General features: G+C 72.2%; 18 protein-coding genes. 9 read left to right on the forward strand and 9 right to left on the reverse strand.

Translation table 11 applies throughout. The features are described 5' to 3' along the window. Positions 1-89: 89 nt before the first annotated feature. Entirely contained in the window at positions 90-371 is a 282-nt protein-coding gene (locus ACZ7N4_RS16220) for a hypothetical protein (RefSeq protein ID WP_467923479.1), read from the reverse strand. 92 nt (positions 372-463) lie between these two features. On the opposite strand from ACZ7N4_RS16220, the gene ACZ7N4_RS16225 reads away from it, so the two are divergent. Continuing rightward, on the forward strand, positions 464-1,288 hold the full coding sequence (locus ACZ7N4_RS16225; protein ID WP_471358832.1) for a rhomboid family intramembrane serine protease: 825 nt from the start codon (positions 464-466) through the stop codon (positions 1,286-1,288). Between the two features lie 13 nt (positions 1,289-1,301). On the opposite strand, the gene hemE is transcribed toward ACZ7N4_RS16225, so the two are convergent. Further along, complete coding sequence (hemE, locus tag ACZ7N4_RS16230) at positions 1,302-2,360, reverse strand: uroporphyrinogen decarboxylase (protein ID WP_471358834.1); 1,059 nt, start codon at positions 2,358-2,360, stop codon at positions 1,302-1,304. A gap of 131 nt (positions 2,361-2,491) precedes the next feature. Here hemE and ACZ7N4_RS16235 point away from each other — a divergent pair, with 131 nt between their 5' ends. The 3 genes from ACZ7N4_RS16235 (at position 2,492) to ACZ7N4_RS16245 (ending at position 5,526) form a co-directional block, all read left to right on the forward strand. Then, entirely contained in the window at positions 2,492-3,169 is a 678-nt protein-coding gene (locus tag ACZ7N4_RS16235) for a DUF3000 domain-containing protein (protein ID WP_467923482.1), read from the forward strand. A gap of 260 nt (positions 3,170-3,429) precedes the next feature. Continuing rightward, positions 3,430-4,089, forward strand: a complete 660-nt coding sequence (locus ACZ7N4_RS16240; RefSeq protein WP_161290719.1) for a LuxR C-terminal-related transcriptional regulator — start codon at positions 3,430-3,432, stop codon at positions 4,087-4,089. A gap of 147 nt (positions 4,090-4,236) precedes the next feature. Further along, a complete protein-coding gene (locus ACZ7N4_RS16245; protein ID WP_471358838.1) occupies positions 4,237-5,526 on the forward strand; it encodes a ribonuclease D in 1,290 nt (429 codons plus the stop codon). Here the strand turns inward: ACZ7N4_RS16245 and ACZ7N4_RS16250 are convergent. From ACZ7N4_RS16250 to ACZ7N4_RS16265, 4 genes are all read right to left on the reverse strand, one after another. Next, positions 5,523-6,485, reverse strand: coding sequence for an IS481 family transposase (locus ACZ7N4_RS16250; RefSeq protein ID WP_471358840.1), 963 nt, complete (start codon positions 6,483-6,485; stop codon positions 5,523-5,525). The genes ACZ7N4_RS16245 and ACZ7N4_RS16250 overlap by 4 nt on opposite strands. A gap of 132 nt (positions 6,486-6,617) precedes the next feature. Next, complete coding sequence (locus tag ACZ7N4_RS16255) at positions 6,618-7,457, reverse strand: carbohydrate ABC transporter permease (RefSeq protein WP_471358843.1); 840 nt, start codon at positions 7,455-7,457, stop codon at positions 6,618-6,620. Beyond that, positions 7,454-8,317: a carbohydrate ABC transporter permease gene (locus ACZ7N4_RS16260; protein WP_471358846.1), complete on the reverse strand. Its 864-nt coding sequence runs from the start codon at positions 8,315-8,317 to the stop codon at positions 7,454-7,456. The genes ACZ7N4_RS16255 and ACZ7N4_RS16260 overlap by 4 nt, the downstream gene beginning before the upstream one ends. Beyond that, positions 8,317-9,633: an ABC transporter substrate-binding protein gene (locus tag ACZ7N4_RS16265; RefSeq protein ID WP_471358849.1), complete on the reverse strand. Its 1,317-nt coding sequence runs from the start codon at positions 9,631-9,633 to the stop codon at positions 8,317-8,319. The genes ACZ7N4_RS16260 and ACZ7N4_RS16265 overlap by 1 nt, the downstream gene beginning before the upstream one ends. A 155-nt stretch (positions 9,634-9,788) precedes the next feature. On the opposite strand from ACZ7N4_RS16265, the gene ACZ7N4_RS16270 reads away from it, so the two are divergent. From ACZ7N4_RS16270 to ACZ7N4_RS16285, 4 genes are all read left to right on the forward strand, one after another. Then, positions 9,789-12,155, forward strand: a complete 2,367-nt coding sequence (locus ACZ7N4_RS16270; protein WP_471358851.1) for a glycoside hydrolase family 2 protein — start codon at positions 9,789-9,791, stop codon at positions 12,153-12,155. Beyond that, the gene (locus tag ACZ7N4_RS16275; protein ID WP_471358854.1) at positions 12,155-13,192 is read left to right on the forward strand and encodes a LacI family DNA-binding transcriptional regulator; all 1,038 of its coding nucleotides are present in this window, start codon (positions 12,155-12,157) and stop codon (positions 13,190-13,192) included. The genes ACZ7N4_RS16270 and ACZ7N4_RS16275 overlap by 1 nt, the downstream gene beginning before the upstream one ends. A gap of 117 nt (positions 13,193-13,309) precedes the next feature. Next, the gene (locus ACZ7N4_RS16280; protein WP_471358856.1) at positions 13,310-14,527 is read left to right on the forward strand and encodes a thiolase family protein; all 1,218 of its coding nucleotides are present in this window, start codon (positions 13,310-13,312) and stop codon (positions 14,525-14,527) included. After that, on the forward strand, positions 14,524-16,653 hold the full coding sequence (locus ACZ7N4_RS16285) for a 3-hydroxyacyl-CoA dehydrogenase NAD-binding domain-containing protein (protein WP_471358859.1): 2,130 nt from the start codon (positions 14,524-14,526) through the stop codon (positions 16,651-16,653). The genes ACZ7N4_RS16280 and ACZ7N4_RS16285 overlap by 4 nt, the downstream gene beginning before the upstream one ends. A 58-nt stretch (positions 16,654-16,711) precedes the next feature. Here the strand turns inward: ACZ7N4_RS16285 and ACZ7N4_RS16290 are convergent, their stop codons facing one another. Beyond that, entirely contained in the window at positions 16,712-17,728 is a 1,017-nt protein-coding gene (locus ACZ7N4_RS16290; RefSeq protein ID WP_471358862.1) for a PLL family lectin, read from the reverse strand. 73 nt (positions 17,729-17,801) lie between these two features. On the opposite strand from ACZ7N4_RS16290, the gene ACZ7N4_RS16295 reads away from it, so the two are divergent. Further along, on the forward strand, positions 17,802-18,194 hold the full coding sequence (locus ACZ7N4_RS16295) for a PIN domain-containing protein (RefSeq protein WP_388315536.1): 393 nt from the start codon (positions 17,802-17,804) through the stop codon (positions 18,192-18,194). Here ACZ7N4_RS16295 and ACZ7N4_RS16300 read toward each other — a convergent pair. Next, positions 18,115-19,653, reverse strand: coding sequence for an ArnT family glycosyltransferase (locus ACZ7N4_RS16300; RefSeq protein ID WP_471358865.1), 1,539 nt, complete (start codon positions 19,651-19,653; stop codon positions 18,115-18,117). The two genes, ACZ7N4_RS16295 and ACZ7N4_RS16300, sit on opposite strands and share 80 nt — an antisense overlap. 172 nt (positions 19,654-19,825) lie before the next feature. Then, entirely contained in the window at positions 19,826-21,349 is a 1,524-nt protein-coding gene (locus ACZ7N4_RS16305; RefSeq protein ID WP_471358868.1) for an amino acid permease, read from the reverse strand. Positions 21,350-21,392: the final 43 nt, after the last annotated feature.

A 21,392-nucleotide genomic window follows, 5' to 3' on the forward strand; every position in this document is an offset into this window, starting at 1 on the left:
CTGGACTGGTACAACTACCACCGACCCCACACCGGCATCAGCGGCCAACCACCAGCCAGCCGCGTCACCAACCTCTCCGGACAGCACACCTAGGCCGTCCCGCTGATCCGAGGCAGCGACGTGACCGCCGAGGACACGGCCGCCGGCTGCTCCCCGGAGGGTTTGGCGTGGGTGGCCGTGGGGCGGGTGGACCGCAGCCGGTAGCTCACCGCCTCGTCGAGCGTCACGGGCCGCTGCATCTGCGAGGCCAGCCGCCCCGCCTCTTGGCCGAGCCGCGCGACGTCCTCCCAGGGAAGCCGTACCACCAGGGACAGCTCGGCCTCGCCGTCGGGCAGGGCGTGCATCGCCGGGAGCTGCGGAGCGTTCGTCATCGCCTGATCCTCACGTCGGTTGAGGAGGGATACGCACACCCGCCCGGTGGCGTTCACCGATTCGCACGGCCGATCGCGGGCACTACTCCTGTGTGGTCATCCCCGTGCATGACGTGAACCCGGTGCGCCGCACGCCCTGGGTGACGTACGCGCTCATCGCCGCCAACGTGCTGGTGTTCGTCACCACGCCCGGCATAGCCGGTTCCGTGGCCGGCAGCGGTGACCTGGTGCAGCTGTGCCACCTCCAGGCCTTCATGGACCAGTACGCGGCCGTCCCCCGTGAACTGATCCACCATCAGATGCCGCGGATGGTGCCGACCGGAGGCATCGGCGTGGGCCCGCACGGCGCGGGCTGTGTCGTGGCTCCACCCGACTACGACAAGTCCCCGGCGCTGTCGGTGTTCACGGCGATGTTCCTGCACGGCGGCTGGCTGCACCTGCTGGGCAACATGCTCTTCCTGCTGATCTTCGGCAACAACGTCGAGGACCGGATGGGCCACATCCGCTACTTCCTCTTCTACGTCGTCTGCGGCTACGCGGCCGGCTACGGCTTCGCCCTGCTCAACGACACCTCCGGCGACCCCCTGATCGGCGCGTCGGGCGCGATCGCCGGGGTCCTCGGCGCCTACCTGGTGCTGTACCCGAAGGCCAGGGTGTGGGTCCTGGTGCCGTTCCTGGTGTTCCTGCCGCTGCGCCTGCCCGCGTGGCTGGTGCTGGGCTTCTGGTTCGGGCTCCAGGCGGTGTACTCGTCCGGGCACGGGGTGTCCGGCGCGGGCACGGTGGCGTACGCGGCGCACGTGGTCGGCTTCGTGGCGGGCATGCTGCTCGCCTGGCCGCTCAAGCCCGGTACGCCGCCCCCGCCGGAGCCGCCCGGCCTGCTGTTCGGCAGGCGCGCGCGACCCCACTACTCGTGGTGAGCCGGCCCGCGGCTCAGCGCGCGGTGGCGGTGTGGACGTACTCCACGAGCCGGGTCAGCGCGTCCGGGTCGGTGCTCGGCATGACGCCGTGGCCGAGGTTGAAGACGTGGCCCTCCAGGCCGGCGGCGGCGTCGAGCACCTCGCGGGCCTTGGCGGCGACGGTGTCCTTGTCGGTGAACAGGACGGTCGGGTCCAGGTTGCCCTGGAGCGCCTTGCCTGGGCCGACACGGCGGGCGGCCTCGTCCAGCGGGACGCGCCAGTCGACGCCGACGACGTCCGCGCCGGCCTCGCCCATGAGTTTCAGCAGCTCGCCGGTGCCCACGCCGAAGTGGATGCGCGGGACGCCGTACCCGGCGACCGCGTCGAAGACCTTCGCGGAGGCGGGCATGACCGAGTTCCGGTAGTCCGCCGGGGCCAGGGCGCCGGCCCAGGAGTCGAAGAGCTGGACGGCGCTCGCGCCGGCCTCGATCTGGACCTTCAGGAAGGCGGCCGTGATGTCGGCGAGCCGGTCCAGCAGGTCGGCCCACAGCTCGGGGTCGCCGTACATCATCGCCTTGGCGTTCTCGTACGTGCGCGAGGGACCGCCCTCGACCAGGTAGCTCGCGAGGGTGAACGGCGCGCCCGCGAACCCGATCAGCGGGGTGGCGCCCAGCTCGCGGGTGAGCATGCCGATGGCCTCGGTGACGTACGGGACGTCCTCGGGGGTGAGGTCGCGCAGCCGGGCCAGGTCGGCGCGGGTGCGGACGGGCTGCTCGACGACCGGGCCGACGCCGGGCTTGATGTCGAGGTCGAGACCGATGGCCTTCAGCGGGACCACGATGTCGCTGAAGAAGATCGCCGCGTCCACGTCGTGCCGGCGCACCGGCTGGAGCGTGATCTCGGTGACCAGCTCGGGCCGCATGCAGGACTCCAGCATCGGCACGCCCTCGCGCACCTTGCGGTACTCGGGCAGGGAGCGGCCGGCCTGGCGCATGAACCACACGGGGGTGTGCGGCACGGGCTCGCGCCTGCACGCCCTGAGGAAGGCGCTGTCGTACGTCGCTGTCGGCTGCGGGGTCTCGTTGGCGGTCACGAGGCAAGTTTCGCATGCCGCCGAAAGCGGTCCCCGCCCGGCGTGCGGGCGGCCCGCGGAGCGCGACTGCCCGGGGCCGCCGACTGTGTCTTGCCCTGCACCGGGCCCCGCTTCCCCTTACTCTTCCCCGCATGGCTGCGGCTCACGGACGAATGTCGGACAGCGCTGACGGAACGGACGACGTGAAGGACACCGAGGAGGCGGACGGGCACCCCGGTGCCTCGGGTCCGCCGGCTTTCCGCACCGCGGTCGAGGCCCTGCGCGGCTGTCGGCTGAGGCCGCAGGTGGAGGTGGAGCCGACGCCCGCCCCGCAGCGGCTCGCGCCGTACGCGTACGCGCTGGAGGCGGTGGTGGTCGACGGCGAGCAGGAGCTGGCCGACGGGCGGCTGGTGCTGCTGCACGACCCGGCCGGGCACGAGGCCTGGCGGGGCACGTTCCGGCTGGTGACACTGGTGCGCGCGGAGCTGGAGCCGGAGATGGCGGCGGATCCGCTGCTGCCGGAGGTGTGCTGGTCGTGGCTGACCGGGGCGCTGGGGGCGCGCGGGCTGGGCTACGGCGAGCCGAGCGGCACGATCACGCGTGCCAGTTCGCACTACTTCGGGGGGCTCGCCGAGCGGCCGGCCGCCTCGCAGATCGAGATCCGGGCGTCCTGGACGCCGCGGGAGGGGCTGGGCGGGGTACCGGACACGGCGGCGCACCTGGCCGCCTGGTGCGATCTGCTGGCGCAGGTGGCGGGCCTGCCGCCGGCCGGTCCGGGGGACGCGTCGGTGGTGACCCTGCCGCAGCGCCGCGGTCCACAGTCGCGCTGACCGGTCACCCGCGAAACGCCCTGTTGACCATCTCTTTGTCGATACGGCCACTTTCCGCACTCGAATCGCACCCGCTCGAACCGACTTGATCTTCGGATGATCGATCGCGTGTCCGAATTGCACAGATTGTTACTCACTAGATCGTGATCATTCTCTAAAGGCGGACGAGTTTGCTGCCGAAGACGACTGTGACCTTGAAAGCACGGTTCGTCCCGGCTTCCTCCCCACAAGCCGGCCCCGTCCCCCACCCAGGAGGCCTGGTGTCCGTTCTCCTTGAGCAACCCGCAAGCCTGGTCGCCTACCGCCCGAACAAGCCGACCGCCATGGTGGTCGTGGCCGACCCCCGCGTCCGCTCCACCGTCACCCGCCACCTGTGGGCGCTCGGCGTGCGCGACGTCATCGAGGCCTCGTCCATCGCGGAGGCTCGTCCCCGCATCGGCAACCCGCGCGACATCTGCGTCGCCGACGTCCACCTCCCCGACGGCTCCGGCCTCACCCTCCTGTCCGAGACCCGCGCCGCGGGCTGGCCCAACGGACTCGCCCTGTCCGCCGCCGACGACATCGGCGCGGTCCGCAACGCCCTGGCCGGGGGCGTCAAGGGCTACGTCGTCACCGGCACCCGCACCAACATCGGGCTCCCCTCCCGACCCGGTGCCGCGCCCCTCGGCGCCGCCGCCCGCATGCACCGCCGCCCCCCGGGTGCCCCGAGCCACCCGGGCGGCTACCGCGAGCTGTCCGGACGCGAGGTCGAGGTGCTGCGGCTGGTCGCGGAGGGCCAGTCGAACAAGGCGATCGGCGTGTCCATGGGCCTGTCCGCGCTCACCGTGAAGAGCCACCTCGCCCGCATCGCCCGCAAGCTCGGCACGGGCGACCGCGCCGGCATGGTCGCCGTGGCCCTGCGCACCGGGATCATCCACTGAGCCCACCCCATACCCCGTTCGACGGAATCCCGGGTTCACTCACGTGAACCGGCCCGTGCCCCGATCTGACTGGTTTACGACCCTCCAGCGCCCGTCGACGGAACGTTCCGTCGACGGGCGCCGTCCATACACGGATACCCTTGACAGGTGACCGACGCCCAAGACACCGCAGCAGACAGTTCCCTGCGTATCACCGGAGGCACCCCTCCGGACGACGCCGGATCTTCTGTGACGGGGGCGCCGACACCGTTGCTCGAACCCCGCGAGGGCATCCCGCCCGTGGTCGCCGACGAGGCCGGCCTCGCGCGGGTGACCGCCGCGTTCGCCGCCGGCTCCGGCCCCGTCGCCGTGGACGCCGAGCGTGCCTCCGGCTACCGCTACGGCCAGCGCGCCTACCTGGTGCAGCTGCGCCGCGAGGGCGCCGGGACCGCGCTGATCGACCCGGTCGCCTGTCCCGACCTGTCCGGACTCGGCGAGGCCCTGTCCGGCGTCGAGTGGGTGCTGCACGCGGCCACCCAGGACCTGCCGTGCCTGCGCGAGATAGGCATGGTCCCGACCCGCCTGTTCGACACCGAGCTGGCCGGCCGGCTCGCCGGGTTTCCCCGGGTCGGCCTCGGCGCGATGGTGGAGGGCGTGCTCGGCTTCGTCCTGGAGAAGGGCCATTCCGCCGTCGACTGGTCGACCCGGCCGCTGCCCGAGCCCTGGCTGCGGTACGCCGCCCTCGACGTCGAGCTCCTCGTCGACCTGCGGGACGCCCTGGAGAAGGAGCTGGACCGGCAGGGCAAGCTGGAGTGGGCGCTCCAGGAGTTCGACGCGATCGCGAGCGCGCCGCCCGCCGAGCCGAGGAAGGACCCCTGGCGCCGGACGTCCGGGATGCACAAGGTGCGCCGCCGCCGGCAGCTCGCCGTCGTCCGGGAGCTGTGGCTGACGCGGGACCGGATCGCCCAGCGCCGGGACGTGTCGCCGGGCAAGGTGCTCAGCGACGCGGCCATCGTGGAGGCCGCGCTGGCCCTGCCGGGCAATGTGCACGTCCTCGCCGGGCTGAACGGGTTCGGGCACCGGATGGGTCGGCGCCAGCTGGAGCAGTGGCAGGCCGCGGTGGACCGGGCCAAGGCCCTGCCCGACAGCTCCCTGCCGCAGCCGGGTCAGCCGGTGACCGGTCCGCCGCCGCCGCGGGCCTGGGCCGACAAGGACCCCGCCGCCGCGGCCCGGCTGTCCGCCGCGCGGGCGGGGGTGACCGCTCTCGCCGAGCGGCTCAACATGCCCCAGGAGAACGTGATCTCCCCGGACACGGTCCGCAGGATCTGCTGGGAGCCGCCGAAGGTGGCCGACGCCGGCTCCGTGGAGGCGGCGCTGGCCGGCTACGGCGCGCGGGCGTGGCAGGTGGAGCTGGTGACGCCGGTGCTGGTGGACGCGCTGATGGCCAAGGACGCCTAGGTGTGCTGTCCGGAGAGGTTGGTGACGCGGCTGGCTGGTGGTTGGCCGCTGATGCCGGTGTGGGGTCGGTGGTAGTTGTACCAGTCCAGCCAGTCGGGAAACGCTGCCTGCCGTTCGGCGTCTGAGGTGTAGGGCCGGTGGTAGGCCCATTCCTCGAGCAGGGTGCGGTGGAAGCGTTCGACCTTGCCGTTGGTCTGCGGGCGCCAGGGCCGGGTCCAGCGGGGGCTGATGCCCAGGTCGTGGCAGGTGTCGCGCCAGGTGTTCTTGGTGTAGGCCCAGGCGTTGTCGGTCAGAACGCGTTCGACGGTCACGCCGCATTCGGCGAACCAGGCGACCGCTCGCCGCAGGAAGCCGGCGCAGGTGGCGGCCTTCTCGTCGGGCAGGTCTTCGGTGTAGGCGAGGCGGGTGTGGTCGTCCAGGGCGGTGTGCAGGTAGGCGTATCCGGCTCCGTTGCGGCGGTCCTTGTTCGGGCTGCCGGCCGCCCGGCCCAGGACTTTGTGGCCGCCGCCGTCGGGGATGCGGCCGAGTTTCTTGACGTCGATGTGGACCAGTTCGCCGGGCCGAGCGCGTTCGTAGCGGCGGACGGGCTCGCCGGTGGCCCGGTCCGTGGCGGCCAGGGCGGGCAGGCCGTGCCGGACCAGGATGCGGTGGGCGGTGGAAGCGGCGACACCGGCTCGGGCAGCCAGCCGCACCGGCCCGATACGGTGCTGGCGCCGAAGCCGCACGACCTGCAGCTCGACCGCGGCAGGAGTCTGGCGCGGGCTGTGGTGCGGGCGGCTGGAGCGGTCGTGCATTCCGGCCTCGCCCAGCTGCCGGTAGCGGCTCGCCCAGCGGGCGGCGGTGGTGTGGCTGACCTGGAAGCGCTCCGCAGCCCGCCGCAACGGCCAGCCGTCGTCCACGACACACCGGGCCAGACGCAGCCTGCCGGTCGGAGTCAGCGGGGCATTACGGTGGGACACGAGGGCCTCCTGGCGGTCGGCGGTAGATGTCGCAATCCACACCGAACCCAGAAGGCCCTCACCTGTTCAAGCACCCAGCACGCGTGTCACCAACGTCCCGGGACAGCACACCTAGGCGGCGCGAGGAACGCCTCACCGCGTCGCTCCCCGCATGAAGCCGTTGTAGACGAACCGCTGGAGCGCGAGGAAGACGATCAGCGTCGGCAGGATCACCAGGACCGTTCCCGCCGAGATGACCTCCCAGTGGGCGCCGTAGGGGCCGCGGAAGCGGAACAGGGACGTCGAGATCACGCCAAGATCCTGGGAGGGCATGTAGAGGAAGGGGATGTAGAAGTCGTTGTAGACGGCGATCCCCTTCACGATCACCACCGTCGCGATCGCCGGTTTCAGCAGCGGCAGGATGATCCGGCGGTAGACGGTGAACGCGTTGGCGCCGTCCAGCCGGGCCGCCTCGTCCAGGGAGACCGGGATCGAGCGGATGAACTGCAGGAAGATGTAGATCGAGACGATGTCCGTGCCCAGGTAGAGCGCGATCGGCGCCCAGCGGGTGTCGAAGAGGCCGAAGCCGGTCACGATCTGGAAGGTCGCCACCTGGGTGGTCACCCCGGGGACCAGCGCGGCCAGCAGGAACAGCGCCACCACGGCCTTCTTGAAACGGAAGGTGAACCGGTCGATGGCGTAGGCCGTCATCGAGCCGATCAGGACCGTGCCGCCGATGGCGAACACCACGATGAAGAGCGTGTTGCCGAACGCCCGGAGCATCCGGCCGTCCCGGAAGGCGGTCACGTAGTTGTGGAGGTTCAGGAGGTCGTCGGGCGGGGTGAGAGCCCCGCTGCCGTCGGCCATCTCCCGGGAGGACTTCAGGGAGGTGAGCAGGACGACGGCGAGCGGGAGCAGCACGACGAGCGTGGCTGCCACCAGGCTCGTGTAGACCAGGGCACGGGCGACGAGACGGCGCGTCGGGCGGGTCATACGAGGTCCACCCGGTCGTCGGGGACGAGCCGCCGTTGCAGCCAGGTCACCGCCAGGACGATCAGCAGCAGGACGACGGCGGCCGCCGAGGCGAGCCCGGTCTTGTTGTACTGGAAGGCCAGCTTCACCGTCTGGGTCACGAACGTCTCGGTGCCGGTGGCGCCCCCGGTCATGATGTAGGGCACCTCGAAGACCGACAGGGAGCCCGAGACGGAGAGGACGACCGTGAGGGTGACGACCGGCCGGATGCCGGGGGCGATGATGTGGCGGAACTGCTGCCAGCGGTTGGCGCCGTCCAGTTCGGCCGCCTCGTACAGCTCGCCGGGGATGGACTGGATCGCGCCGAGGAAGAGCACGAAGTTCATGCCCAGGTAGCGCCACACCGAGACACCGGCCAGTGAGGTGTTCGCGGACAGCGGGCTGCCCAGCCAGGCGTGGTCGGTGTGCACGCCGAACAGGCCGAGCACGGTGTCGAGGGTGCCGCCGTCCTGGAAGAAGTACAGGAAGACGAAGCCGATCGCCACGCCGTTGATCAGGGACGGGAAGAACAGCACGCCCTTGAAGAAGTTCCGGAAGCGGACGCGGAAGCTGAGGACCGTCGCGAAGTAGAGCGCGGCGACGATCTGCACGGCGGAGGCGGCCAGGTAGTAGCCGCTGACGAAGAAGACCTCGAAGAGGTCCGGCCGGGTGAAGATCTCCGTGTAGTTGTGGGCGCCGGTGTAGTGGAGTTCGGGGCTGACGCCGTCCCAGTCGGTGAAGCTGTACGCGGCCATGTTGACGATCGGCGCGTAGGTGAAGGTGACCAGCAGGGCGAGCGGGGCGATCAGGAACAGCCAGGGGGTGAGCGCGCGCCGCCGCATCAGGACCCCACCCGCTTCGCCGCCCCGGTCCACTTCCTCCCGAGGTCGTCCAGGAAGCCGTCGAGGCTGCCGCCTCGGGCGCCGCGGGCGAGGTCGACGAGCTTCCGGCGGTAGTCGGGGGCGTTGATGCCGACCTCGGACTCGGAGTCGATCCGCTTGACCCGCGCGCCGGCGGTGTCGTCCAGCTCGATGAGCTTCACGCCCGCGTCCTCGTACGGCTTGAGGACGCTCGGCAGGGGCGCGTCCTTGAGCGGGGAGACCGCCAGGTTGTCCCTGTCGTAGCCGGACGTGTCGGTGAACCAGTCGATCCAGGCGCGGGCCGCCTCCTTGTGCGGGGAGTGGATGTTGACGGCCTGGTGGTAGTCGGGGCCGGCCACCGCGCAGAACTCTCCGCCCACCTGGGCGGGGAAGGGCATGAAGCCGATGTCGTCGGGGTTGCGGCCGGCCTTCTTCGCCGCGTCCCGGAACTGGATGACCGCCCAGGTGCCGAGCCACTCCGTGGCGATCTCGCCCTTCGCCAGCCGCCCCTTGGAGGCCTCCCAGTTGGTGGTCGTCGGGTCCTTCTCGGCCAGCCCCTGGTGGACGATGTCGTAGAGGAGGGTGTCGCCGACGCGCAGGTCGGCGCCGTCGGCCCACGGGTCGCCCCCGGCGAGCTTCGTGGTGGCCCCGGTGTCGCAGTGCACGGAGCCGTTGACGAAGGTCCAGGAGGCCAGGGTCCAGCCGGCGGCGAAGTTGGTGTAGTACGGGATCGCGCCGGTCTTCCGCTTGACGGCCTTCAGGTCGGCGAGGAACTCGGCGGGGGTGGTGGGCCACCGGGTGACCCCGGCCCGCTTCCAGACGCGCTTGTTGTAGACGAAGCCGGGGACGACGCCGATGGGGCTCTGGCCGTACACCTTGCCGTCGACGGTGGTGAAGTCGGTGAACCGGTACTTCTCCGCACGCTCGGCCCGGGTGCCGAGGGAGGCGAAGAACCGCGGGTAGTCGCTCTTCTTGACGACTCCGGGGATCATCAGGACGTCACCGTATTTCTCGGTGTTCATCCGGATCTTGACCTCGGACTCGTAGTCGGTGAGGGCCTGGAACTTCACCTTCACCCTGGGGTACGTCCGGTTGAACGCGGCCGCGTACCGGTCCATCGTGCCGTCCTGCACGAGGTCGGTGCGCTGGGTGAGGACCGTGATGGTCCCGCTCACCCGGGCCGGGTCGGTGGGCGCCTCGGCGTCCTCGCCCTTCGTGGCGCCTCCGGTTCCGGTGCAGCCCGCGAGCAGCAGCGCGGCGGCCCCCACGGCCGTGGCAAGGGTCGTACGGCGGTTCATGTGCATCAGCTCCGTTCGGGAAGTGACGGACGAGCACGTGCGCGGTTGGCTGGTTCGGCACTCTGACAGCGCTTTCTCAACCGGTAAAGTCCCAATCCCGCCAAGGATGGGAAAAGCACGTCCAGGACAGGCATCGACCGGTTTAGGGAGTGCGCATGCTGGAGGTCACACCGCTCACCGACGGCTGGACCCTGCGGTACGACGGGGCGGACCTGCCGGCCCGGGTGCCGGGGTGCGTGCACACCGATCTGCTCGCGGCCGGGGTGATCCCGGACCCGTACCTCGGCGCGCACGAGCACGAGGTGGCGTGGGTGGGCCGGCGGGCGTGGACATACGCGACGCGGCTGCGGACCGGCTCCGGGCACGAGCGGACCGACCTGGTCTTCGACGGGCTCGACACCGCCGCCGAGATCACCGTGGACGGCCGGCGGCTCGGCCGGACGCGGAACATGCACCGCTCCCACCGCTTCCCCGTGACCGGCCTGGACGGCCCGCTGGCCGTGCGGTTCGCCTCCGCCTACACCGAGGCCGAGGCGGTGCGGGACCGGCTGGGCGAGCGGCCCGCCGCCTACGCCGAGCCCTACCCGTACCTGCGCAAGATGGCCTGCTCCTTCGGCTGGGACTGGGGTCCGACGCTGGTGACGGCCGGAATCTGGCGTCCGGTGCGGCTGGAGCACTGGTCCACGGCGCGGATCAGCCGGGTGCGCCCGCTCGTCACCGTCGAGGAGGGGGACGGCGTCGTGGAGCTGCGCGTCGAGGTCGAGCGGACCCGGGGGGAGGCGCGGCTCGCCGTCGAGGCCCGGGCGGACGGCCGGGTGGCCCGGGCCGGCCTCGCGGGCTCCGCCGGGACGGTACGGCTGCGAGTGCCGGACGCCCGCCTGTGGTGGCCGCGCGGCTACGGCGAACAGCCGCTGTACGACGTCGAGTTGACCCTGCTGCACGAGGACGTGCCGCTGGACGTGTGGCGGCGCCGGGTCGGCTTCAGGACCGTGGAGCTGGACCGCCGGCCGGACGCGCACGGCACCGGGTTCGCCCTGGCCGTCAACGGGGAGCGGCTGTTCGCCCGGGGCGTCAACTGGATCCCGGACGACGTCTTCCCCTCCCGGATCACCCGCGAGCGCTACCGGCACCGGCTCACGCAGGCCGCCGAGGCGGGCGTGGACCTCGTCCGCGTCTGGGGCGGCGGGATCTACGAGAGCGAGGACTTCTACGACGCCTGCGACGAACTGGGCCTGCTGGTCTGGCAGGACTTCCCGTTCGCGTGCGCGGCCTACCCGGAGGAGCAGCCGCTGCGCTCCGAGGTGGAGGCCGAGGCCCGGGAGAACGTCGTACGGCTGATGCCGCACCCCTCACTGGTGCTGTGGAACGGCAACAACGAGAACCTGTGGGGGTTCCGGGACTGGGACTGGGAGCGACGGCTGGCCGGGGCCTCCTGGGGCGAGGGGTACTACCTGGGCCTGCTGCCACGGGTGGTGGCCGAGCTGGACCCCACGCGGCCGTACACGGCGGGCAGCCCGTGGTCCGGTTCCTGGGACCACCACCCCAACGACCCGGCGCACGGCACCCATCACTCGTGGGAGGTGTGGAACCGCGAGGACTACACGGCCTACCGCGACAGCGTGCCGCGGTTCGTGGCCGAGTTCGGCTGGCAGGCACCGCCCGCGTACGCCACCCTGCGGCGGGCACTGCCCGGGGAGGACCTGGCCCCGGACTCCCCCGGCATGCTGCACCACCAGAAGGCGGACGACGGCAACGGCAAGCTGGAGCGCGGCCTCGCCCGCCGTTTCGCCGCCCCGGTGCGGGACTTCGACCGCTGGCACTACCTCACCCAGGTCAACCAGGCGCGTGCGGTGGCCGCCGGGATCGAGCACTGGCGCTCGCACTGGCCGGTGTGCGCGGGCACCGTCGTCTGGCAGCTCAACGACTGCTGGCCGGTGACCTCGTGGGCGGCGATCGACGGGGACGGGCGGGAGAAGCCGCTGTACCACGAGCTGAAACGACTGTACGCGGACCGGCTGCTGACGGTTCGGGCGCGGCAGTCGGGGCTGGTGCTGGCGGCCGTCAACCAGGCGACGGAGGCGTGGGCGGGCACGGTGGTGCTGCGGCGGATGTCCGTCGGGGGAGCCGTGACCGGGGAGGCGCGGGTGCGGTTCGAGGCGGAGCGGCGTGCCGTGGGCGAGGTGCCGGTTCCCCCCGGGCTGGAGCCGGCGGGCGCCGAGGAGTTCCTGGTCGCGGACGCGGACGGGCTGCGCGCCCTGTACTTCCCGGAACCGGACCGGGAAATCCCCTACCCGCGACCCGAGTTCGCCGTGGAGGTGGCTCCGGGGTCGGTGACCGTGACGGCCCGTACGCTGGTGCGGGACCTGCTGCTCCAGGCCGACCGGCTGGACCCGGCCGCGCGGACCGACCGGGGGCTGGTCACCCTGCTGCCCGGCGAACGCGTCACGTTCCGCGTGCGCGGCTGGCAGACTCCCGATCCGTCCGCCGCGCGGTCCGCGCTGTCCTGCATGGAGCCCTTCTGATGTCCTCGACCCCGACTCCCCGCGTCACCATCAAGGACGTCGCCGCCCGCGCCGGTGTGTCCAAGGGAGCCGTGTCCCTGGCCTTCAACCACAAGCCGGGACTGTCGCAGGCCACCCGCGACCGGATCTTCGCGGCGGCCCGGGACCTGGGCTGGGCCCCGAGCCACACCGCGCGGTCGCTGGCCGGGGCGCGGGTGGACGTGGTGGGCCTGGCGGTCTGCCGGCCGGCCCGGATGCTGGGCCTCGAGCCGTTCTACATGGAGTTCGTCTCGGGCGTGGAGAGCGTGCTGAGCGAGCACTCCTGCTCGCTGCTGCTCCGGCTGGTGCGCAGCCCGGAGGAGGAGGCCGGGCTGCTGGACGCGTGGTGGCGGGGCCGGCACGTCGGCGGCTCGATCCTGGTCGACCTGCGCGCCGACGACCCCCGGGTGCCGGCCGCCCGGCAGCTCGGGCTGCCGGTGGTCGCCGTCGGCCACCCCTCGCTGACCGGGGGGCTCACCTCGGTGTGGACGGACGACGCCACGGCCGTCACCGAGGCGGTGCGGTACCTCGCGGCGCTGGGGCACCGGCGCATCGCGCGGGTCGGCGGGGCGGCGGCCCTGGGGCACACCGGTATCCGCAGTGCCGCGTTCGACGAGGCCGCGGGGGCGCTGGCGCTGACCCGGGCGTGGCAGGTCTCGACCGACTTCTCGGGGGACGCGGGTGCGCGGGCGACGCGGTCCCTGCTCACGGCCGCGCCGTCCGACCGGCCGACGGCGATCGTGTACGACAACGACATCATGGCGGTGGCCGGGCTGTCGGTGGCGGCGGAGATGGGGCTGCGGGTGCCGGCGGACGTGTCGCTGCTGGCCTGGGACGACTCACAGCTGTGCCGGCTGACCCATCCGACGCTGTCGGCGATGAGCCATGACGTGCACGGGTTCGGGGCCCAGGTGGCTCGTACCCTGTTCGGTGTGATCACCGGGGAGGGGCCGGGCTCGCATCCCGTGCCCACTCCGGTCCTGACGCCGAGGGGTTCGACGGCTCCCCCGGCGGTGTGACCTTCACCGCTCCCCCCGGCAGGACTGTGCAGCTACGTTACTCATAAGTAGCATGGGTTCTGAGCGCGCGCTCAGCGCAACGCAGCAGTGCCATCCCGCATCTGGAGGAGAGCCATCGTGCCTCGTACCGTCAGGGACGTCGTCTTCGTCGACGGCGTCCGCACCCCGTTCGGCAAGGCGGGCCCGAAGGGCATCTACCACGAGACCCGCGCCGACGACCTTGTCGTGAAGGCGATCCGGGAGCTGCTGCGCCGCAACCCCGGTCTGGACCCCAAGAAGATCGACGAGGTCGCCATCGCCGCGACCACGCAGATCGGTGACCAGGGCCTGACCCTCGGCCGCACGGCCGGCATCCTCGCCGGTCTGCCGCAGTCCGTGCCCGGCTACTCGATCGACCGCATGTGCGCCGGCGCCCTGACCGCCGTGACGACCACCGCCGGTTCGATCGCCTTCGGTGCCTACGACGCCGTCATCGCCGGTGGTGTCGAGCACATGGGCCGCCACCCGATGGGCGAGGGCGTCGACCCGAACCCGCGGTTCGTGAGCGAGAAGCTGGTGGACGAGTCGGCCCTGTTCATGGGCATGACCGCGGAGAACCTGCACGACCGCTACCCGCAGATCACCAAGCTGCGCGCGGACGAGTACGCGGTGCGCTCGCAGGAGAAGGCCGCCAAGGCGTACGCCAACGGCAAGATCCAGCAGGACCTGGTGCCGATCTCGGTGCGCCGCACCAACGCGGAGGCCGGCGAGACGGGCTGGGGCCTGGTCACCGCCGACGAGCCGATGCGCCCGGGCACGACCCTGGAGAACCTCCAGAGCCTGAAGACGCCGTTCCGCGTCCACGGCCGGGTCACCGCCGGCAACGCGGCCGGTCTGAACGACGGTGCGACCGCCTCGATCATCGCCTCCGAGGACTTCGCCCGCGAGAACGACCTGCCGGTCAGGATGCGCCTCGTCTCCTACGCCTTCGCGGGCGTCGAGCCGGAGGTCATGGGCTACGGCCCGATCCCGGCCACGGAGAAGGCCCTCGCCAAGGCGGGCCTGTCCATCTCCGACATCGGCCTGTTCGAGATCAACGAGGCCTTCGCCGTCCAGGTGCTGGCCTTCCTCGACCACTACGGCATCGCGGACGACGACGAGCGCGTCAACCAGTACGGCGGCGCCATCGCCTTCGGCCACCCGCTGGCCTCCTCCGGCGTCCGTCTGATGACGCAGCTGGCCCGCCAGTTCGAGGAACAGCCGCACGTCCGCTACGGCCTGACCACCATGTGCGTCGGCTTCGGCATGGGCGCGACGGTCATCTGGGAGAACCCGCACTTCGAGGGGGACAAGTGAGCACCACCGCCGAGCTTCTGAAGCAGGCCTCGGACCTGTTCCCCGACGAGGTCGTGACGTCCGCGCACGTACGCCACCTCGACCTCCCGTCCGGCGCCGGCCGCTTCGCGCTGATCACGCTGGACAACGGCCTGGACCACACCAAGCCGACCACCTTCGGCCCGGCGTCGCTGGCGAACCTGAACACCGCCATCGACCAGGTCGAGAAGGAGGCCGCGGACGGCGACATCGTCGGCGTCGGCATCACCGGCAAGCCGTTCATCTTCGCCGTCGGCGCCGACCTCAAGGGCGTCGAGCTGCTGAAGGAGCACGAGCACGCGCTCGCCATCGGCAAGGGCGGCCACGAGGTCTTCAAGCGCCTGGCGAAGCTGGCCGTGCCGACCTTCGCGTACTACAACGGCGCGGCGATGGGCGGCGGTGTCGAGGTCGGCCTGCACTGCACCTACCGGACCGTCTCCAAGGCGATCCCGGCGTTCTCGCTGCCCGAGGTCTTCCTCGGTCTGGTCCCCGGCTGGGGCGGCTGCACCCTGCTGCCGAACCTGATCGGCGCCGACAAGGCCGTCTCGGTCATCATCGAGAACAGCCTGAACCAGAACAAGCAGCTCAAGGGCCGGCAGGTCTTCGAGCTCGGGATCGCGGACGCGCTCTTCGAGGGCGCCGACTTCCTGGAGCAGTCGCTGCTGTGGACCGCCCAGGTGCTCAAGGGCGACGTCACGGTCGAGCGTCCCGTGATCGACCGCGGCGAGGCCTGGGACCAGGCCGTCGCCAGGGGCCGCTTCATCGCGGACGGCAAGGTGCACGGCGCCGCTCCGGCCGCCTACCGCGCCCTGGACATCATCGACGCCGCCCGGAACGAGGACCTCCAGCAGGGCTTCGACGCCGAGGACCAGGCCCTCGCCGACCTGATCATGGGCGGCGAGCTGCGTGCCGGCATCTACGCCTTCAACCTCGTCCAGAAGCGCGGCAAGCGTCCCGCCGGCGCCCCGGACAAGAACCTGGCCCGCCCGGTCACCAAGGTCGGTGTCGTCGGCGCCGGCCTGATGGCCTCCCAGCTGGCACTGCTCTTCCTGCGCCGCCTCGAGGTGCCGGTCGTGCTGACCGACATCGACCAGGAGCGCGTCGACAAGGGTGTGGGCTACGTCCACGCCGAGATCGACAAGCTGCTCGGCAAGGGCCGGATCAACCAGGACAAGGCCAACCGCCTGAAGGCGCTGGTGACCGGTGTCCTGGACAAGGCCGAGGGCTTCGCGGACGCCGACTTCGTCATCGAGGCGGTGTTCGAGGAGATCGGCGTCAAGCAGCAGGTGTTCGCGGAGGTCGAGGCGGTCGCCCCGGCGCACGCGATCCTCGCCACCAACACCTCCTCGCTGTCGGTGTCGGAGATGGCGTCGAAGCTGAAGCACCCCGAGCGGGTCGTCGGCTTCCACTTCTTCAACCCGGTGGCCGTCCTCCCGCTGCTGGAGATCGTCCGCGGCGAGAAGACCGACGACGCGTCCCTCGCGACCGCGTTCGCCGTCGCCAGGAAGCTGAAGAAGACCGCGGTCCTCACCAAGGACGCCCCGGCGTTCGTCGTGAACCGCATCCTGACCCGCTTCATGGGCGAGATCCAGAACGTCATCGACGAGGGCACCCCGGTCGAGGTCGCCGAGAAGGCGATCGAGCCGCTCGGTCTGCCGATGTCCCCGCTGGTGCTGCTGGAGCTGGTCGGCCCGGCGATCGGCCTGCACGTCTCCGAGACGCTGCACGGCGCGTTCCCGGACCGCTTCAAGGTCTCCCCGAACCTCAAGGCGGTCGTGGAGGCGGGCAAGCGCGGCTTCTACGTCTACGACAGCGGCAAGCCGGAGCTGGACCCGGAGGTCGCCGCGCTGCTCAAGCAGGGCGATGCCGTGCTGACCGAGGAGCAGGTCCGCGACCGTGTCCTCGACGCGGTGGCGCAGGAGATCGGGCTCATGCTCGACGAGGGCGTCGTCGCCGAGGCCCAGGACATCGACCTGTGCCTGATCACGGGCGCCGGCTGGCCCTTCCACCTGGGCGGCATCACCCCGTACCTGGACCGTGAGGGCGTCTCGGAGCGTGTGAACGGCAAGAAGTTCCTGGCTCCGGGCGTGGCGAGCGTGCCCGCGTAACACCCGGTGACACCGAGAAGGGCCCCCGCCACCGGCGGGGGCCCTTCCGCGTGCGGGGTCAGGCCTCGCGCCACGCCTCCAGCGCCAGCCCCGGCTCGTCCTTGCGCCGGGCCAGCAGGAGCCGTCCGGTCGACGGGGACAACGTTGCCGCCACCACCCGGCCGTCCGCGTCCGTCGTCAGCGACACCAGCGCGTCCAGGGGGAGTTCGGGGCCCGACTCGGTCCACCAGGCGCCCGCCGACTCCCGTTCGGTCGGGTACGCGGCGAAGGCGACCCGGCGGCTCGCCGACCGCTGGACCAGCAGGGTGCAGTCGTGGCCGTCCAGTTCGCAGCGGACGGCCGACACCGGGCCCGAACCGGCCGCGGGCAGCAGGGTGACCGGCTTGCCGCCCGGGCGCCAGGCGCACAGGCCGCCGGAGGTGTCGGTGTAGAAGACGGTCGTACGGTCCGGGGAGGTGGCCAGCGCGCGCAGGGTGCCCGGGCGGACCGGGGCCTGGAGCGTCTCCTGGAGGACGGGCTGGGCGCCGGGCTGCTCCTGACGCCAGTACAGCAGGCCCTGCGGGACGGCCGCGTACAGCTCGACCCGGCCGGACTCCCCGGTCACGGCGGTGAGTTGGTCCTGGACCTCCTTGCCCTCGAGGTCCCGCCAGGGGTCCCAGCCGCCCTTCTCCTTCTGGGCGAGCATGCTCACCCCGCCGCCCTTGTTGCGGACGAAGACGTGGGCGCGGCCCTGCGCGTCCACCGCGACGGCGGGCGTGCCGGTCCGGTCGCCCCTCTTGTCCGGGTGGCCGACCGGGTTCCAGTCCAGGGCCGCCAGGTGCGGGCGGAAGTGCGTGGAGTGCACCAGTCCGGACTCGCCCTTGACGGTGGGCCGCCAGGAGACCAGATGGGCGTAGCCGTCGGCGCCCTGGCCGACGGCCAGGACGGAGTGGAGCCGCTGCTCGCCGCCCACCCTGCGGGGGGCGGACCAGGGGCCGCCGGGGCCGCGCTCCGCCCGGCACAGGACGGCGTCGCCCGACAGCTGGTAGACACTGAGCCGGCCGTCTCGGCCGCGAAGGAGCCAGTCGCCGTTCACCGGTTCACTTTAAGCCGCCCGGCGGTGGCCCCTGGGCCCGGGCCCCGCCCCCGGGCCGTGGGAACCTTGCCGTATGACGGACCCCCTGGACGCCCCGCTCTCCCCCGCCCCGCTGCTCGTCGTCGTGGACGGCGCGAACGTCGTCGGGTCCCGGCCCGACGGCTGGTGGCGGGACCGCCGGGGCGCGGCCGAGCGGCTGCGGGACCGGCTGGCGAGCGAGGGTCTGCCCGGGCACGCCGGACCGGTGGAGATCGTGCTGGTGGTCGAGGGCGCGGCCCGGGGCGTGGCGTCCGTGCCCGGCGTCCGGGTGGAGTCGGCGCCGGGCAGCGGGGACGACCGGATCGTGGAGCTGGCCGCCCGCAGCCCCGGCCGGGCCCGCCTGGTGGTCACCGCCGACCGGGAGCTGCGCCGCCGGGTGACGGAGCTGGGGGCCGAGGTGGCGGGGCCGCGTACGGTCCTGGGCTGAGCCGGGCCCGCTGTCCGGCCGGCACCCGGGCGTACAGCACCGCGCCGTCGACCCGGCCCACCTCCTCGTAGCCGGCGGCCAGCAGCCGGCGCAGCGTGGGCAGGCGGCCGGGGGTGTACGGCTTGCCCCGGGAGTCGTCGACGATCAGGGCGGGGGCGTGCGCGGCCATCTCCCCGCGGAAGACCGGCCAGGCGCCGGCGACGGCGTACTCCTCGCCGACCCGGGGGCCGTCCCGGCCGCCGCTGTAGTTGGTGAGCAGGCCCGCGGTGAGGTAGCGGGTGGCGGGGGTGCGGCCGGCCAGCCAGTACGTCTCCGGGTGTATGCCCCAGACGAGGACCCGGTCGGCGGGTGCCGTGCGCTGCGCGAGGGCCGCCGCCAGCCGTTCGGCGTGCGCGAGTTCGGGGCGCGGGGCGAGAAGACCCCAGCCGAGGAAGAGGGCGCAGGCGCCGGCCGAGGTGAGGACGGCGGCCGGGTGCCGCTCCCCGGGCAGGACGTGCAGCGCGGCGGTGGCGAGCAGGGCGAGCGGCGGGGTGAGCTGCAGGTAGTAGTGGCCGAAGAAGTGGCAGCCGGCGGCCACCGCGAGCGCAGAGGCGGCCAGCCACAGCCACAGCTCGGCCGCCGCGGTGCGGGTGGTGCGCAGGGCGCCTACGACCGGCGGGAGCAGCCCCGCCGACGCGACCGCCAGGATCACGGTGTTGGTCAGCGCACGGGCCAGGACGTGGAGTTCGGAGCCGGTGACGGAGGCGTAGGCGGCGGAACCGGTCACCGTCCAGAACAGGAAGCCGGCCGGATCCGTCGCCAGGGCCGCGCCGAGCACCGGGACGGCGCATCCGGCCGCGAGCCGCGGCAGGCCCGCGCGGGTGCCGCCCCGCTGGTGCAGCAGCCAGGCCACCGGCAGCAGGACCGCGCCGCCGGTCTGCTTGGTCAGGAACGCGGCGGCGACGGCGGCCCCGGCCGCGCCCCAGCGCCCCCGGTCGGCGCACCACAGGGCGGCGGCCGTCCAGGGCAGCATGAACACCTCGAAGGTGGCGGCCTGCGCGTCCTCCGGGTTGAGCCCGACCGAGACCAGCAGGTACAGCACCCCGGCGGTGCGGCCGGCGCGGTCGCCCCAGCGGCGGCGGGCCAGGGAGGCCAGCAGGACGGCGGTGAGCAGCTGGGCGAGGACGGCGAGGACCCTGAGCGGGGTCAGGGAGCCGGAGCCGCAGAGCGCGAACGCGGCCTGGTACAGCCAGGGCAGCAGCGGCGGCTTGCGGTCCACGACCGTCTCGTACAGCTGTCCGCCCTGGGCGAGCAGCCGGGCCTGGACGGCGAGGAAGCCCTCGTCGGGGTTCCACAGCGGCCGGGCGAAGGAGGGGATCCGGGTGAGGCAGGCCAGGGCGGCCAGGAGGGGCAGCACCCGCACCCAGTACGCCGTCCGGGTGGCCGTGGTCCGTGCGGGGGCGAGCGGGGCGGCGAGCATGGTCCGCACGCTATCCGGCCCCGCGGGCCCGGCCGAAGCGGGACATACGGGGCGGGAGCGGAAGTCCGGGGGCTGCTCGCCGTCCTCGCACGGCTCGGCTACCGCACCCGTTCTCACAGGGCTCGGCCACTGCCCCTGACGGCTCGGACACTCCCCCTTTCCGCGCGGCGCGCTACACCCCCTTCTCGCGCGGCTCGTGCGGGACCCCGCCGGCCGTGGTCTCCTGGCGCCGGGCGAGGCGGCTGTGCGAGCGGCCGTAGAAGAAGTAGACGAAGAAGCCGATGACCATCCAGACGGCGAACCGGATCCAGGTCTCGGCGGGCAGGTTGAGCATCAGCCACAGCGTGGCGCACACGGAGACGATCGGGACGACCGGGACCCAGGGGGTACGGAAGGAGCGGGGCAGGTCGGGGCGGGTCCTGCGCAGGATGATCACGCTGATCGCGACGACGACGAACGCGAAGAGCGTGCCGATGTTCACCAGCTCGGCCAGTTCGCTCAGGCTGGTGAAGCCGGCCACGATCGCGATGACCACACCGAGCAGGATGGTCGACCGGTAGGGGGTGCGGAACTTCGGGTGGGTGTGCGAGAAGAACCGGGGCAGCAGCCCGTCGCGGCTCATGGCGAAGAAGACCCGGGACTGGCCGAGCAGCAGGATCATGCAGACGGTGGTCAGGCCGACGGCCGCGCCGAAGCTGATCAGGCCCGCGAACCAGGGGTGCCCCGTGGTCTTGAACGCGTCGGCGAGCGGCGCGTCCACGGACAGCGCGGTGTACTTCTGCATGCCGGTCACGACGATCGCCACGGCGACGTACAGGGCGGTGCAGATGATCAGGGAGCCCAGGATGCCGCGCGGCACGTCACGCTGCGGGTGCCGGGTCTCCTCGGCGGCGGTGGCGACGACGTCGAAGCCGATGAACGCGAAGAACACCACGGACGCCGCGGTGAAGATGCCCATGACGCCGAAGTTCGAGGGCGCCCAGCCGAACATCAGCTGGATCAGGGGCGCCTTGAGGTTGCCGCCGGCCTCCGCCGACTGCGCCTTCGGGATGAACGGGTCGTAGTTGCCGCCGTGGATGAAGAAGGCACCGGCGATGATCACGACGAGGACCACGGCCACCTTGATCGCGACGACCACGGAGGTGACCCGCGCGGAGAGCTTCATGCCCACGACGAGGATCGCGGTGAGCAGCAGCACGAGGGCCGCGGCGAGGATGTCGAACCCGAAGCCGTGGGCGCCGTCCCGGCCGGAGAGCGCCTCGGGCAGGTGCCAGCCCGCGTTGTCGAGCAGCGAGTGGATGTAGCCGGACCAGCCGACCGCGACCACCGCCGTGCCCAGCGCCAGTTCCAGGACCAGGTCCCAGCCGATGATCCAGGCGGGGAGTTCGCCGAGCGAGGCGTAGGAGAAGGTGTAGGCGGAGCCCGCCACGGGGAGCGTGGAGGCGAATTCGGCGTAGCAGAGGGCGGCGAGCGCGCAGACGACACCGGCCACGACGAAGGACAGGGCGACGGCGGGACCCGCGGTGTTCTTGGCGGCCGTGCCGGTGAGGACGAAGATGCCGGTACCGATGATCACGCCGACGCCGAAGACGGTGAGGTCCAGGGCGGTCAGCGACTTCTTGAGCGAATGCTCGGGTTCCTCGGTGTCCAGGATGGACTGCTCGACGTTCTTCGTGCGGAACAGCGCGTTGCTCACGTTCCTGCCTCCCACGCCTTGTGAGGCCTCGATATGGCTCAAC

Source organism: Streptomyces sp. NPDC107654, from assembly GCF_055639035.1.